This window comes from Thermanaerothrix daxensis (assembly GCF_001306145.1).
Classification (GTDB): Bacteria; Chloroflexota; Anaerolineae; order Anaerolineales; family Anaerolineaceae; genus Thermanaerothrix; species Thermanaerothrix daxensis.
Window position 1 is genome coordinate 158,901 of the sequence record NZ_LGKO01000002.1, and the last position, 13,200, is coordinate 172,100.

12 protein-coding genes and 1 other annotated feature are annotated in these 13,200 nt (G+C 60.5%); of the genes, 5 read left to right on the plus strand and 7 right to left on the minus strand.

All coding sequences use genetic code 11. The annotated features are described in order from the left end of the window. The first annotated feature begins 7 nt into the window (after nucleotides 1-7). A complete protein-coding gene (locus SE15_RS00820; RefSeq protein ID WP_054520210.1) occupies nucleotides 8-604 on the plus strand; it encodes a DUF3109 family protein in 597 nt (198 codons plus the stop codon). Nucleotides 605-724: 120 nt separating this feature from the next. Here SE15_RS00820 and SE15_RS00825 read toward each other — a convergent pair whose 3' ends face one another. From SE15_RS00825 to holB, 4 genes are all read right to left on the minus strand, one after another. Further along, the gene (locus SE15_RS00825) at nucleotides 725-2,041 is read right to left on the minus strand and encodes a permease (RefSeq protein WP_054520211.1); all 1,317 of its coding nucleotides are present in this window, start codon (nucleotides 2,039-2,041) and stop codon (nucleotides 725-727) included. A gap of 102 nt (nucleotides 2,042-2,143) precedes the next feature. Continuing rightward, complete coding sequence (locus SE15_RS00830) at nucleotides 2,144-2,515, minus strand: ArsR/SmtB family transcription factor (protein WP_054520212.1); 372 nt, start codon at nucleotides 2,513-2,515, stop codon at nucleotides 2,144-2,146. 133 nt (nucleotides 2,516-2,648) lie between these two features. Beyond that, the gene (locus tag SE15_RS00835; RefSeq protein WP_054520213.1) at nucleotides 2,649-2,837 is read right to left on the minus strand and encodes a hypothetical protein; all 189 of its coding nucleotides are present in this window, start codon (nucleotides 2,835-2,837) and stop codon (nucleotides 2,649-2,651) included. Nucleotides 2,838-2,921: 84 nt separating this feature from the next. Then, on the minus strand, nucleotides 2,922-3,932 hold the full coding sequence (gene holB / locus SE15_RS00840) for a DNA polymerase III subunit delta' (RefSeq protein WP_054520214.1): 1,011 nt from the start codon (nucleotides 3,930-3,932) through the stop codon (nucleotides 2,922-2,924). Between the two features lie 106 nt (nucleotides 3,933-4,038). Beyond that, nucleotides 4,039-4,324: a binding site (T-box leader), on the plus strand. 43 nt (nucleotides 4,325-4,367) lie between these two features. Between holB and pheS the strand changes: the two genes are divergently transcribed. Genes pheS through SE15_RS00860 form a run of 4 tightly spaced genes read left to right on the plus strand, consistent with a single transcriptional unit; the run spans nucleotide 4,368 to nucleotide 10,020 of the window. Next, nucleotides 4,368-5,399 (plus strand): phenylalanine--tRNA ligase subunit alpha, encoded by a 1,032-nt coding sequence (gene pheS / locus SE15_RS00845; protein ID WP_201778062.1) that lies wholly within the window; start codon nucleotides 4,368-4,370, stop codon nucleotides 5,397-5,399. Nucleotides 5,400-5,431: 32 nt separating this feature from the next. Beyond that, nucleotides 5,432-7,963 carry a phenylalanine--tRNA ligase subunit beta gene (pheT, locus tag SE15_RS00850; RefSeq protein WP_054520216.1) on the plus strand — a complete coding sequence of 844 codons (2,532 nt, stop codon included), beginning with the start codon at nucleotides 5,432-5,434 and terminating at the stop codon, nucleotides 7,961-7,963. A 14-nt stretch (nucleotides 7,964-7,977) separates the two neighbouring features. Further along, on the plus strand, nucleotides 7,978-8,601 hold the full coding sequence (locus SE15_RS00855; RefSeq protein WP_054520217.1) for an NUDIX hydrolase: 624 nt from the start codon (nucleotides 7,978-7,980) through the stop codon (nucleotides 8,599-8,601). A gap of 3 nt (nucleotides 8,602-8,604) precedes the next feature. Further along, nucleotides 8,605-10,020 (plus strand): extracellular solute-binding protein, encoded by a 1,416-nt coding sequence (locus tag SE15_RS00860; RefSeq protein WP_083461599.1) that lies wholly within the window; start codon nucleotides 8,605-8,607, stop codon nucleotides 10,018-10,020. Here the strand turns inward: SE15_RS00860 and SE15_RS00865 are convergent, their stop codons facing one another. Genes SE15_RS00865 through SE15_RS00875 form a run of 3 tightly spaced genes read right to left on the minus strand, consistent with a single transcriptional unit; the run spans nucleotide 10,021 to nucleotide 13,199 of the window. Next, nucleotides 10,021-11,016 carry an NAD-dependent epimerase/dehydratase family protein gene (locus SE15_RS00865; RefSeq protein ID WP_054520219.1) on the minus strand — a complete coding sequence of 332 codons (996 nt, stop codon included), beginning with the start codon at nucleotides 11,014-11,016 and terminating at the stop codon, nucleotides 10,021-10,023. Between the two features lie 3 nt (nucleotides 11,017-11,019). After that, nucleotides 11,020-12,237 (minus strand): thiolase family protein, encoded by a 1,218-nt coding sequence (locus tag SE15_RS00870; RefSeq protein WP_054520220.1) that lies wholly within the window; start codon nucleotides 12,235-12,237, stop codon nucleotides 11,020-11,022. 38 nt (nucleotides 12,238-12,275) lie between these two features. Then, nucleotides 12,276-13,199 (minus strand): Gmad2 immunoglobulin-like domain-containing protein, encoded by a 924-nt coding sequence (locus SE15_RS00875; RefSeq protein WP_054520221.1) that lies wholly within the window; start codon nucleotides 13,197-13,199, stop codon nucleotides 12,276-12,278. Between the last annotated feature and the right edge of the window lies 1 nt (nucleotide 13,200).

The window sequence follows — 13,200 nt, forward strand, 5'->3', positions numbered from 1 at the left end:
GAGCGCTATGCGCGAGATCCACCCGCGTCTTCTGGCAAGCGAACCCCTTCGTCGCTGTGACTGGCCGCAGTGCAAAGCGGCGTGTTGTGCCTACGGAGTATGGCTGGATGAAGGCGAATGGCGGGAGATCCTCGCCCATGCGGCTTTAATCATACCGCATTTACCGCCGGGCTGGCGCGATCCGGCTCGCTGGTTGGATGGTCGTCGTGAGGCGGATGCCTTTGTGCCCAGCGGGTGGGTATTACATACACGGGTGCGACCCGATCCCGGCCACTATGCGGGGAGTGCGTGCGTATTCCTGCGCTCCGATTATAAATGTGCACTTCAGGTGGCGGGCGAAGCGGCGGGTCAGCACCCCTGGCGCTTTAAGCCCTTTTATTGCATTCTGCATCCGCTGGACCTGGACGAAGATGGCCGTATCACGCTGGATGAGGCGGCGGCATTGGCTGAGGAGCCGGGCAGTTGCCTGCGCTGGGCAGACCAGGCGCAGCCTCTTTTAGACCTCTTCGAGGAGGAACTGCGCTATTTGTTGGGGGATACGGCATACCAGAACCTGCGCACCCGGCTCAGCCCTAAGGAACACACGTCTGGATCAGAGGATTAGCCCAGGGTTTGGCGGCGCAAATCCCACCCCTGATGGCTGCCCTTAAGGTTTGTGCGGCTGGAGTGGGCAGGAAGGAGCGGTTTTTTAGAGAGACTTTCTAAGAACGGGTGTTAGCCTCTTTCAGCGCGCCAGAACAGCACCAAAGAGATAACCTGCCAGGGTACTCAGGACTGCTACCAGGCCAACATAAGTGGCGGTCTTTTTCCCCTTCATAATCCCGTTGAGCACCAGAATGGACTGGAGAGAAAGTTCCGGGTCAGCCAGCAAGTAGGCCAGGAGCGGCCCTCTGGCCATGCCGAGATCCAGGAACATGCGTGCAACCGGCACCTCTACCAGGGTCGGGAAGTACATGAACACACCAAAAAGCACCCCGGCCAGGTTCGCCCAGAGGGTGTTCTGGCCTGCCACGGCCCGCACCCAGGCCTCGGGGATTAAGGCTTTGGCAGCGCCGGCTAGAAAAACACCTACAATCAGCAGGGGAAAGATTTGCTTGACGAACTTCCAGGTTTCAGCAATCCAGTTGCTTATCTCGTCTCGGTCAAAAGCGCGTGTGGCCACCCAACTTAAGGCGATGACAAGCGCCAGAAGGGCAAAAAACCGCCCTGTCAACCCAATGGTCAGGCTTCCGCTTTGAGTCACTGTTGCTGCCAGTAAGATGGTTGCGCCGATGGCAAGGATGGCGCCCACGGCCCAGCCCGAGAGGCCTCTTTCAATGGCCTCAAAACCCCTCCACGCCAGAAAGGCGATGAGAAGGAGTAGGCCAATCAGCCCCGCACCCTGGATTGTCAAGTGGGCCTGTTCCAGCGCGGTGAGAAGCCCCGGTGAGAGATGCCAGGGAAGGTGCAGGGTGGCGTAAACACTCGTCAGGGCCGGTATTTGCAGGGTTCCGGCAATCAAGATGGCGATTAGCAACCCAAAGACCACCCAAATCGCCGGACGCACCTTGACCTCGCTTTCAAAGAGTGCGGTGCCTGTTCGGGCGAGCGTCTCTTCTTTGCGGAAGAGCCAGGCCATGATCAAGCCGATAATGATTCCGAAGAAGATGGACAGGATCAAGCGGGCGAGCGCCACATCAAACCCAATGGCGGCACCTGTGTAGGTAAGTGCCAGGATGTTAATGGCCGGGCCTACGAAGAGAAACGTTACGGCGGGTCCCAGGCCGGCCCCGCGCTTCCAGATGCCGGCGAAGAGGGGGAGAATGGTGCATGAACAAACTGCCAGGATGAAACCCCCGAAGGCGGCTGCAGGGTAACTGACCCACTTAGAGGCTTGAGGACCCAGGTAGCGCGTGATGGCTTCCTTGGGGATCATTGCGCTCATATAGCCGGCAATTATGAAAGCCGGTAAAAGACATAAAAGGACGTGGGCAGCCAGGTAATCGAGCAGGCTGATCCATCCCGACCAGAAAACAGACTGTAAAGTGGAGCCCCAATCCATGAAATTTCTCCTCGATGCGTTTTGTTTAAAATAATCTTCGCAAAAAGATGAGCCGGTGGGATCTCTGCCGGCTTCAACCGTATGGATGCGTACCCCCAGAAGTCACTGCATCTGGGGAGCAATACGGCATTTCGGACAGGTGCACTGGCTTGCTGGTGTGCGCGGTAGAGGTGGGAGCGGGGCGGGCAGCATGGCTCGGGCCTGATCCAGGACCTCGAAAACGCGCGGGTCGCTGATGTAGTAAAACACGTTCCAACCCTGACGCCGCATGCTCACCAACCTGCTCTGACGCAGGAGCATCAGTTGCTGCGAAACGTAAGCCTGGCGGAGCCCCAGCAACGTCTCAATGTGGCACACGCAGGCTTCGCCCTCGCGCAGCACCTCTAAAATCGCCAAGCGTGCCGGGTGAGATAAGGCGCGAAAGAGGGCAGCAAGCGAATCATAGGGATCGGTAAAGGCGCTATTCTCATTCATATTCATCATATTGAATGTTATCTTAAATCTAAACGGCGCTGTGTCAAGCGCCGTTTATCACCGAAATAGGGTGAGGTTTGACCCGTTCCCCGCGTTCTGGGGAGATCGGGCCATCAGACCATGTTTGGGGTGGCTAGGCGACCTGGCGCAATTCGGCCAATTCGCGTTCCACCGCCTCGATTTCAGCACGCAGTTCGCGCAGGTAGGCTTCCAGGCGCTGGATATACTCTTCGCGCGTGAGGGCAATCATCGCCCCGTGCTCACCGCTGCAACCACACTGACCACCGCAACCGCAAGCATCGAATTCAGCCTCTGGGTACATGAGCGGGCTCCTTTTAGGGTCGGGTTAATAGGACCGTATTTATCGTAATTATATCATGTCTTCCTGGCTTTGCCAGGGTGATTTTCATGCCCGAATCTCGTCTGTGATCATGGTGAGGTGGGGCCAGCCGAGGAGCAGAGTTTCTCCCAGCAAACGGGCGTTTAGATTGGCATCCAGGTAGGCAATCCCTTGCTCCAGCGCCGCCAGACATCGCGCCGCCTGTCCCTCATCCAGGGAATGGGCTAGCGTACGGATGGAGGTCTCGAAGGCCAGGTTGGTCAAAGGTACTGGGGCATTCGCGGCGCATAACCAGAGATCCCGCCAGAGCGTGGTCCAGGCTTGAAATGCGGCGCGCATTTTCTCGCGGTCTCGGCTGAGATTTTCAATGTACTGAAAGCGTTCCAACCGCTTTTGACCTAGCAGGTAAAGCCCATCGTGAATCCAGCGTTGGTGTTCTTGATAGCGCTCCGGCTCGGTGTAAAAACGCAGCGCCAAACCGGGGCGTCCACCCGCAAGGTGGGCCAGTTCGCGGGCGTATTCAGGGGGCAGACCCTGAAGGGTACAAAGCATGGCCTCAAGGTCAGCAATCGGTAGTGGGCGCAGGCGCAGGACTTCGCAGCGCGAGACAATTGTGGGTAATAATGCCTCAGGGGCTTCGGCGGTGATCAGGAGAATCACATGGGCGGGGGGCTCCTCCAGCGTTTTCAGGAGGGCGTTTTGGGCGCTGGGAGTGGCCCGTTCCAGGTTGAGTAGCAAGGCAACCCGGTAGGGGCTTTCGTAGGGGGCCAGTTGCAGATCGTGCTGAAGGGCACGCACCTGCTCGACCTTGAGCATGCCACCGCCTTCGGCCTGGACAGGGAATAAATCCGGGTGGGCCATTTGGGCAATCTGGCGGCAGGTGCGGCAGGTGCCGCAGGGCTGTCCGGCTTCCGGGGCCGCGGGGCAGTTAAGTGCTTGAGCGAAGCGCAGTGCCAGAGTGCGCCGGCCTACCCCCGTCGGTCCGCAGAAAAGATAGGCGTGACGCAAGCGCTGTTGGTGTAAATGCCCCTGTAGCAGGTTAACCGCCCAGGTATGGCCCCAAATCTCCCAACCCATAGCGTTACGATTTTAGCCCAAGGGGTGGGTTCTGGCAACGTCTTTCCCTTGACAACCCCCGGCTTTTGCCGATAATAAAGCCAGGTTTTCTAACACCCCTAGGAAGTGAATGGCGCTGACGGAGGAAAGTAAGTCGGCGGAACGCGCCAGAGAGGCTGGGGCAAGGGCTGCGACCCCGGCTCGCCGGAAACCGACCGAAGTTCCCTCCTGAGCCGCTCAGGTGAAACCTGCCCAGAGATGGCACTGTACCGCGCAGGCAAGTAGTCTGAGCCGATTGGCCCCCGTTAATGGGCACACCAATCGCCACCCCCAGGTGGCCGTTGGGTTGAGCGGGCTGTGTCGCTTCACAGCCAATCAGGGTGGTACCGCGGGCATGTAACCCCGTCCCTGGCCGGGACGGGATTTTTATTTCGTGGAGGTTACTCGATGAGTGAGATTCCCGAGATCAATGAACTGGACGCCTTACAAACGCGTGCCCTGGAAGAGTTGAAAATGGTCAGCGACGAGGCGGCTTTGCAGGCCTGGCGCGTGGCACATTTGGGAAGGAATGCACCTCTGATGCAGGTCTTCTCGCGCCTGGGCCAATTGCCTAAAGAGTTGCGCCCCCAGGTCGGTCAGCGCGCCAACCAGGTTAAGCAGGCGCTGGAGGCGGCACTGGAAGAGCGCGCGGCAGCCCTTCGGGCCGAAGCCCTGCACCGTGCACTGGAAAGTGAGCGCCTGGATGTGACCCTGCCGGGGCGGCGGCCAGAGCAGGGGAGACTGCATCCCACTACCCGCACCCTGCGCCGCATTGTGCGCATCTTTGCCGAAATGGGCTTTCAGGTTTACCGCAGCCGCGAGGTGGAGAGCGATGCATATAACTTCGAGTTGCTGAACATGCCGGCTCATCATCCGGCGCGCGACCTGTGGGATACCTTTTACACAACGATCCCCGGCGTGCTACTGCGCACCCACACTTCGCCGGGGCAGATTCACGTGATGCGCGAGCGGGCACCCGAGCCGGTTCGGGTGATCCTACCGGGGATGTGTTACCGCTATGAGCAGATCAGTGCTCGCTCCGAGATCCAATTCAACCAGGTGGAGGTGCTGGCGGTTGGGCGGAACATCACCTTCAGCGATCTGAAAGGCACTCTGAATACCTTTGCCCGCCGTCTCTTCGGCGAGCAGGCGCGCACTCGATTGCGTCCCTCTTACTTCCCCTTCACGGAACCCAGTGCCGAGATGGATGTGGAGTGTTTTGTGTGTGGGGGTAAGGGGTGCACGGTGTGCAAAGGTTCAGGCTGGTTGGAGATCTTGGGCTGTGGGATGGTCCACCCTACCGTGCTCCAAAACGGCGGTTATGACCCGCAGGTCTTCAGCGGATTTGCTGCTGGGATGGGGCTGGAGCGAATCACCATGTTGCTCCACCGAATTGAGGACATTCGCTACTTCTGGGCGAATGACGTGCGCTTCTTGAATCAGTTCTGATCGGTTATCTTCTCGCATGGCATGGAGGTCACATGAAAGTTCCTCTCTCGTGGTTGAAGGATTTTGTGGAGATTGATCTCTCGCTGCCCGAATTGGCTTATCGTCTGACCATGGCCGGGCTGGAAGTGGAAGAAATTCGCCTGGTGGGATTGCCCATGCCCGAAGGGGCCCACGAGTTTAAGATCGAAGGCCTCTCGTGGGATCCGGATAAGATTGTAGTTGCGCAGATTGAAGAGGTCATGCCGCATCCCAACGCGGATCGTCTGGTGCTGTGCCGCCTTAACGATGGTCGTGAGACGCTTACCGTGCTCACCGGTGCGCCTAATCTGTTCCCGTATAAGGGCCAGGGGCCACTGCCCAGGCCGTTGAAGGTCGCCTATGCACGCGAAGGGGCGCGTATTTACGATGGGCATCAGCCAGGTTTTGTGCTGACCACTCTCAAGCGGGCTAAAATCCGCGGCATTGAATCCTTCTCAATGGTATGTTCGGAGAAGGAATTGGGAATTTCCGAAGAACACGAGGGCATCATTATTCTAGATGAGGAAGCCCCTGTGGGGATGCCGCTGGTGGATTATATGGGGGATGCGGTGCTGGAGATCGCCATCCTGCCCAATATGATTCGTAATGCCAGCATCCTGGGCGTGGCGCGTGAACTGGCGGCTCTGACAGGCAAACCCCTGCGTCAACCACCCCTGCCTCCTTTTGAACGGGGGGCTTCCATCGAAGGGCGAGCAGCGATCCAGATCACCGATCCTGAGCTCAACCCGCGTTTTGTGCTGGGGCTGATCGAGGGGGTCACCCCGCGCCCCAGTCCCTATTGGGTGCAACGGCGTTTGCGCCTGGCAGGTATGCGACCGATTAACAGTGTGGTGGATGCGACCAATTACGTCATGCTGATGCTGGGCGAGCCGCTGCACGCTTTCGATTACGATGTGCTCACCGCCCGCGCCGGGGGCAAGCCCCCCACCATTATCACACGGACGGCTCGGGAGGGGGAGCGCCTGACCACTTTGGATGGCGTGGAGCGTGTGCTGGAGCCCTACATGATCCTGGTTACCGACACGGCCGGTCCCCTTTCGCTGGCGGGCATCATGGGAGGGCTGGAAAGCGAGGTGACCGAAAACACGCACAATGTGCTCCTGGAAGGAGCAACCTGGAATCCGGTCAATGTGAGGCGTACGGCGTCAGCCCTGCGTCTGAGTTCTGAAGCGGCTTACCGCTTTGTCCGCGGTGTGCACCCTGCCCTGGCCCCCGAGGCAGTGCGCGTGTGCCTGGCTTACATGGCGGCCTGGAGCGGTGGTCGGGTGGCGGAGGGGCTGGTGGACGCCTACCCGAAACCTCAGGTGGATCCGGAAGTTACCTTGAGCGAGGCGGAAGTCCAGCGCTGGCTGGGGATTTCACTCCGGGCTGAGGAGGTAGCGGATCTCTTGCGGCGTCTGGAATTCACCTGCCGGGTTGAAGGCGAGACGGTGGTTGCAAGGGTCCCGCCGCATCGCCTGGATATTGGGGAGGGGGTGATTGGCAAGGCAGATCTGATTGAGGAGATCGCGCGCCTGTACGGTTACGACCGTTTACCGGAGACCCTGCCCGCCGATCCCCTGCCGTGGCAGCGCAACCAGCCTTTATTAGAGGCCGAGGAGGCTTTGCGTGATGTCCTGGCAGGGCTGGGATTGCAGGAGGTCGTCACCTACCGGCTGACCTCGCCGGAGCGTGAGGCGCGCTGGTTGGCGCCTGCCGAGGGTGAGTACTTGCCGCCAGATTACGTGCGCCTGGCTAATCCGATTGCACCGGAGCGGAGCGTCATGCGCCGCAGCCTGCTCGCGGCGGTACTGGAAGTGGCTGAGCGTAACGCCCGCCTGACTGAGCGGCTGGCATTTTTTGAAATCGGGCCGATCTTCTTGCCGTTGGCCGGGCAGGACCTGCCTGAAGAACCCTTGCGTCTGGCCCTGGTGCTCAGTGGAATGCGTCATCTGCCCGCCTGGGATCGGGCTGAGCCCCCATTGGCCGATTTCTTCGATCTCAAAGGAATTTTAGAGGGGATGGCAGAGGCCTTGCATGTGCCTCAATGGCGCATTGAACCTGCTTCTCATCCCGGCCTGCATCCTGGCAAGTGCGCTGCACTTTACAGCGGTGAGCGTGAATTGGGCTACCTGGGTGAGTTGCACCCTCTGGTTAAGGCGCGCTACGACTTTGGGCCGGTGCCTGTGCTGGTGGCTGAACTGGATGCCACGGCGTTGCTTTCCCTGGTCCCGGAGCGCTTTGAGGTCCAGGGGGTGCCGGTTTACCCGCCCGTGATTGAGGATATTGCGGTGGTGGTAGATGAGGCGGTACCGGCTGCTCAGGTGGAAGCGGTCATTCGTCAGGCGGGTGGAAAATTGCTGACACGGGTGCGCCTGTTTGATGTTTTCCGCGGGGAGCAAATTGGGGTCGGAAAGAAGAGCCTGGCGTATAATTTGACCTATCAGGCGCCGGATCATACCTTGACCGATGCCGAAGCGGCGCAAATTCGCCAAAAGATCATCCGTCGCCTGGAGCAAACCTTGGGTGCACGCTTGCGCGGCTAGGAAACGGGAGGCTTATGACGGATCTCAAGTGGTTGAATTGGGCGCAGCGCATCCAGGCGCTGGCCCAATCCGGCCTGGCATACACCCATAACCCCTATGATGTAGAACGCTATCGCGCTTTGCAGGCCATTGCGGCGGAGATCATCGCCGCTCACAGTGACGTTGAGCCAAAGGCGGTGGCCAAGGTGCTGATGCGTGAGGCGGGCTATGCCACGCCCAAAGTGGATATCCGTGGGGTGGTTTTCGACGACCAGGGGCGTTTGTTGCTGGTCAAAGAGCGCGTGGATGGCGGTTGGACGTTGCCTGGCGGTTGGGTGGATGTGGGTGAGCCTCCCAGCCATGCTGTGGAGCGCGAGGTGTGGGAAGAGTCGGGATACCGCGTGCGGGCGGTCAAATTACTAGCACTGTACGACCATAAGCGCCATGGGCACACACCCTATATTTTCCACCTGTATAAAATTTTCATCCGCTGCGAGATTTTAAGCGGTGAACCCCAGAGCAGTTTGGAGACGGATGGGGTGGGCTTTTTCGCTGAGGATGCCATTCCAGCGCTCTCGCTAGGGCGCACCACACCGGATGAGATTGCACGCATGTTTGCTCACTACCGCCACCCCGAATGGCCGGCCGATTTTGATTGAGCCATGAGGCGGCGGTGTTCCCTTGCGTACGTGGCGCTACTTCTCTGGCTAATTGGGCTGGCAGCCTGCCAGGGGCCTCAATCACCCACGCCTCCCCTCCCTTCCCCACCCGCATCCACCACTGTGTCGCCTCGTTTGCCCTCCCCCTCGCCGGAGGTAGGGGTGACGCCAACCCTTGCTGTCGAGAGCCTGCGGGGAGTGGAGGTGCACGTCTGGTATCCCTGGGTGGGAACTCTGGACGAGGTGATGGGACGTCTGGCAGAGCAATTCACCCGTGATAATCCCTGGGGTATTCGCGTGCACGTGCGTTCGGCAGGGAGCAGCATGGTGCTGGCCGACTGGGTGGAGAGCGGTCAACCCGATGGCGAAACTCCGCATGGAGTCGTGGCGCCCCCGGCCACCCTGCTGACCTGGCACCTGCGGGATGGGCGCATGCGCCCGCTCAATGATTGGCTCAACGATGGCGAACTGGGGCTGAGTGAGGCGCGGCGAGCAGAGATTCCGCTGGTTTTTTGGCAGAGCGATCAGGTGGATGGCTGGCAGATTGGCCTGCCTGCTCAGCGCAGTGCGACCGTGTTGGTTTATAACCTGACCTGGGCCGCTGAACTGGGCTTCCATGCCCCGCCCCAAACGCCCGAGGAATGGCGAGAACAAGCGTGTGCTGCGGCGGCGGCCAATCGCCGTGATGCCGACCGCACCAATGACGGCACAGGGGGCTGGCTGGTGAACACCGATCCCCTGGCGGCGTTGACCTGGATGCGCGCCTTTGGCCTGCGACATGAGTGGGATGCTTCCACCGAGCGCCTGCGCTTCAATCAGCCTGCTGCGCTTGCCGCGTGGACCTTCCTGCGCGATCTGGTGGATAGCGGCTGTGCCTGGGTGGGGCGGGATCCTTCTCCTTACGCTTACTTCGCACAGCGTCGGGCGCTTTTCTACAGCGGGGAGGTGCTGGATCTGGCCTTTCAACAGCAAGTCATGAGGCGCCAAGAAAGTGTGGATGTGTGGACGGTGCGCCCCTACCCGGGGCAGGACAAGCCTCTGGTGATGATAAGCGGACTTTCGTACGGCATCCTGCGCACCACCCCGCAGACCGAGCTGGCGACCTGGCTTTTCATTCGCTGGTTGATGGAACCCGCCCAGCAGGCGGCGCTGGTGAGAGCCGGTGGGGGCTACCCAATGGGGCCATCTACGGCCGCACTGCTGGAGGATTACCGAGCGTCCCTTCCTGTGTGGAACGAGGCATTAGGCTTGATCCCCATTGCGCAGATCCCCCCAAACACCCCGGCGTGGCGCCAGGCACAGTGGGTATTGCAGGATGCCTTTGCCCAGGCACTTCAGGGTACAACCCCGCGGGAAAGCCTGCCGGCCATTCTGGAAGAATTGGATGCTACTCTGGCCGAGGTGGTGCAGGGGTTTTGATTATCGTTCCCCCTGAAACCAGGCCCAGGCTTCGCGAATGGCCGTTTCTACGGTGTATTGCGGAGTATAGCCGAGTTCGGCCTGGGCTTTGGCGTGGCTGTAGTAGAAATAATATCCGGCCAGGGCGAGCGTACGTGCCTCCACAGGTAGGTTTACATAGGCCTCTAATGCTCTTAACGGGAGGCTGAGAGCACGAAGCAGCCCGGCTGGCCATTCTAGAGTGGGGGCTGGAACGCCGCACACCCCGGCGATGGTGGCGACCAGCGTGCCCAGGGTGAGGTTTTCACCGCCCAGCAGGTAGCGCTCCCCGCAGCCTCCGCGCTCCAGTGCCAGCAGGTGACCCTGAACCACATCCGCAACGTGGACGGCATTCAGGCCACCAGAGGTAATAAAAGGCAACCGTCGCCGGGCGACCTGGACAATGATGGAGCGGGTGCGACGGTAGTGGTCGCCGGGGCCGATGACCAGGGTGGGGTTAACGATGACTGCATCCAGCCCCAGTGCCACCGCACGCTGCACTTCCATCTCGGCCAGGTATTTGGCATAGGCGTAGGGCCAGCGTTCCGGCGGGTAGTTCCAGGTATGGGTCTCGTCCATCAGATACAAATTTGGGGCCTCGTTTGCGCGAGGCGGACCGGGGGGAATTCCCAATGCCACGGCGGAACTGGTGTGAACAACCCGCTGTACCCCGGCGCGCAGGGCGGCCATGAGCAGATTACGGGTTCCCTCTACCGTCACGGCGTAGTGCTGGGCCGGGTTGGCCCGATCGCCCAGGAGAGCCGCGGTGTGGAAGACCACCTCCACACCTTCCAGCGCGGACTCCACGCTCTCGGGCTGGGTCAAATCGCCCACAACGTGCTCCACTGGCAGGTCGGCCAATAAACGCAATGAACTGGTGGGGCGGTGAAAAGCGCGCACGGCATGCCCGCGTGCGATCAATTCGCGGCACAGATGCCCACCGATGAACCCGCTGGCACCAGTCACCAGGACGCGCATGGCTCAATCCACCCATTCCACCAGCGTGGCCTCGCCCTGGCCCACGCCCACGCAGAGGGTGGCCAGGCCGTAGAAGGGGCGCGGCATTTCCGAAGCGCGGCGGCGCATTTCATGCACCAGGGTGGTCAGGATGCGTGCACCGGAACAACCCAGCGGGTGGCCCAGGGCAATGGCACCACCGTTGACATTGACAATCTCTTCATTGAGCCCTAATTCCCGTATGACTGCCAGGGTCTGGACGGCAAATGCTTCGTTAATTTCTATCAACCCGATCTGATCCAGGGCCACGCCGGCTCGCTTTAGGACCTTACGCGTGGCCGGCACCGGCCCCAGGCCCATCAGGCGCGGCACGACTCCGGCAGCGGCGCTGGCAAGGATGCGTGCCAGGGGGCGCAGGCCCAGGTCCCGGGCGCGCTCCTCGCTCATGATGAGCAAAGCCGCCGCTCCGTCGTTCAGCCCGGAGGAGTTGCCGGCTGTCACCGTGCCCCCCGGACGGAAGGCGGGCTTGAGCCGAGCCAGGGCTTCCAGAGTGGTATCGCGGCGCGGGCGCTCATCCGTGGTTGCCAATACGGGTTCTCCCTTGGGTTGAGGAACCGGCACCGGAATAATTTCTTCGGCAAAACGACCCGAGTCAATGGCGGCGATGGCGCGCTGATGGCTGCGCAAGGCAAAGCGATCTTGCTCTTCGCGTGTAATACCTGTCATCTCGGCAATGTTTTCAGCGGTCTCGCCCATGGACTCAATGCCGTACATTTCCACCATGTGAGGATTGGGGTAACGCCACCCCAGTGCGGTATCCCAGGCGGTCAGGTTGCCAAAGGGGAAGGCTTTTTCGGCTTTAGGGATGGAGTAGGGTGCCCGGGACATGCTTTCAACCCCGCCAGCGATGAAAATCTCACCTTCCCCCACGCGAATGGCACGCGCGGCCATGTTGACCGCCGTTAGGCCCGAGGCGCACAGGCGATTAAATGTCACCCCAGCCACTTCTACTGGCAGACCTGCCAGTAACCCGGCCATGCGGGCAATATTGCGGTTGTCTTCTCCGGCCTGGTTGGCACAGCCGAAATAGACTTCCTCGATCTGGGTGGGGTCAAGGTGATTGCGTTCGACGATGGCCCGGATGACCAAAGCGGCCAGGTCGTCCGGGCGCACGGCGGCCAGAATGCCGCCCAGGTTGCCGATGGGGGTACGAATGGCATCCACGATGACAGGGGTAGGCATAGGAGATCCTCCGGAAGGGAAGCAATTGGAATGGGTCTTTAAGGAATCCTGAAGCGTGCTGTTGCCAGCGCCAGGATGCGTCCATCCGCTGCGCTCAGGTCGGCAATTTCAAGCACGTACTCATCCGCAGGCAGGTTGCCGATTTGCAGACTCTCGTCGAAAGTCCCCGGCGCGCCAGGGTCAGCGGCGTCCACCATGAGTGGCCCCACCTGCCAGGTACTGCCCTGGGCGGTGCTGAGGCGATAGCGCAGGGTATTTTCAAAGGGGGCAACGGTCACCCGACCGCGCACACGCAGGGTGCCCCCGCTTATCACCGCGCCGTCAACGGGTTCATTCAGATCAATGCGGCGCTCCTGGCCCGTGGGGGTTTGCGAGGTGGCCTGAGTGAGCATTAAGTTGTTTCCCACCAGGCGGAAGGTATACGTCATGGGCAGGGCCGGGCAGCAACCGGGGTCATCCGGGCCGTGCACCGTGGCCGCCAGGTGAATAAGCCCCTTGCGAATGTCCAGTGATTCCAGGATGGGGCGGTCATCAATAAAGTAAGAGGCCACGTGACGGGGCAACCCGTTCTGGTTGAGGAGGGCCACGAGATTGACAAAAACGCCGGTTCCCCCGTAATTTTCGGCAATGGTTGCCACGGCATCTCCCAGTCCATCGCCATTGAGATCTCCAAAGGCCATTAATTCACCCAGGCGCACCGTCCAAAAGTCGGGTTTAGCCGGGTCATTGCCTGTCTGGTAGGTCCCGTCGCTCAAACGGATGGTGCGTGGGTTGCCGCTAGAATCCAGGAGGGTGTATTCGGCATTGAGCAGGTCCAGTGCGGTCAGTGGGGCGAAGACAGGGGTGGCGGTGAGGGTGGGTGTGGGAGGAAGCGGCGTAGGCGAAGGGGAGAGATATGTGGGCAGGCAAGCCACCAGGGAAAGTGAAACAACCATCCAGGTAACCAGGGTGCGAAAGCGCATT

What these genes read in the sequence shown, in the direction of transcription:
- SE15_RS00820 (WP_054520210.1), top strand. Translation starts at nt 8, where the DNA reads ATGCGCGAGATCCACCCGCGTCTTCTGGCAAGCGAACCCCTTCGTCGC.
- SE15_RS00825 (WP_054520211.1), bottom strand. Translation starts at nt 2,041, where the DNA reads ATGGATTGGGGCTCCACTTTACAGTCTGTTTTCTGGTCGGGATGGATC.
- SE15_RS00830 (WP_054520212.1), bottom strand. Translation starts at nt 2,515, where the DNA reads ATGAATGAGAATAGCGCCTTTACCGATCCCTATGATTCGCTTGCTGCC.
- SE15_RS00835 (WP_054520213.1), bottom strand. Translation starts at nt 2,837, where the DNA reads ATGTACCCAGAGGCTGAATTCGATGCTTGCGGTTGCGGTGGTCAGTGT.
- holB (WP_054520214.1), bottom strand. Translation starts at nt 3,932, where the DNA reads ATGGGTTGGGAGATTTGGGGCCATACCTGGGCGGTTAACCTGCTACAG.
- pheT (WP_054520216.1), top strand. Translation starts at nt 5,432, where the DNA reads ATGAAAGTTCCTCTCTCGTGGTTGAAGGATTTTGTGGAGATTGATCTC.
- SE15_RS00855 (WP_054520217.1), top strand. Translation starts at nt 7,978, where the DNA reads ATGACGGATCTCAAGTGGTTGAATTGGGCGCAGCGCATCCAGGCGCTG.
- SE15_RS00860 (WP_083461599.1), top strand. Translation starts at nt 8,605, where the DNA reads ATGAGGCGGCGGTGTTCCCTTGCGTACGTGGCGCTACTTCTCTGGCTA.
- SE15_RS00865 (WP_054520219.1), bottom strand. Translation starts at nt 11,016, where the DNA reads ATGCGCGTCCTGGTGACTGGTGCCAGCGGGTTCATCGGTGGGCATCTG.
- SE15_RS00870 (WP_054520220.1), bottom strand. Translation starts at nt 12,237, where the DNA reads ATGCCTACCCCTGTCATCGTGGATGCCATTCGTACCCCCATCGGCAAC.
- SE15_RS00875 (WP_054520221.1), bottom strand. Translation starts at nt 13,199, where the DNA reads ATGCGCTTTCGCACCCTGGTTACCTGGATGGTTGTTTCACTTTCCCTG.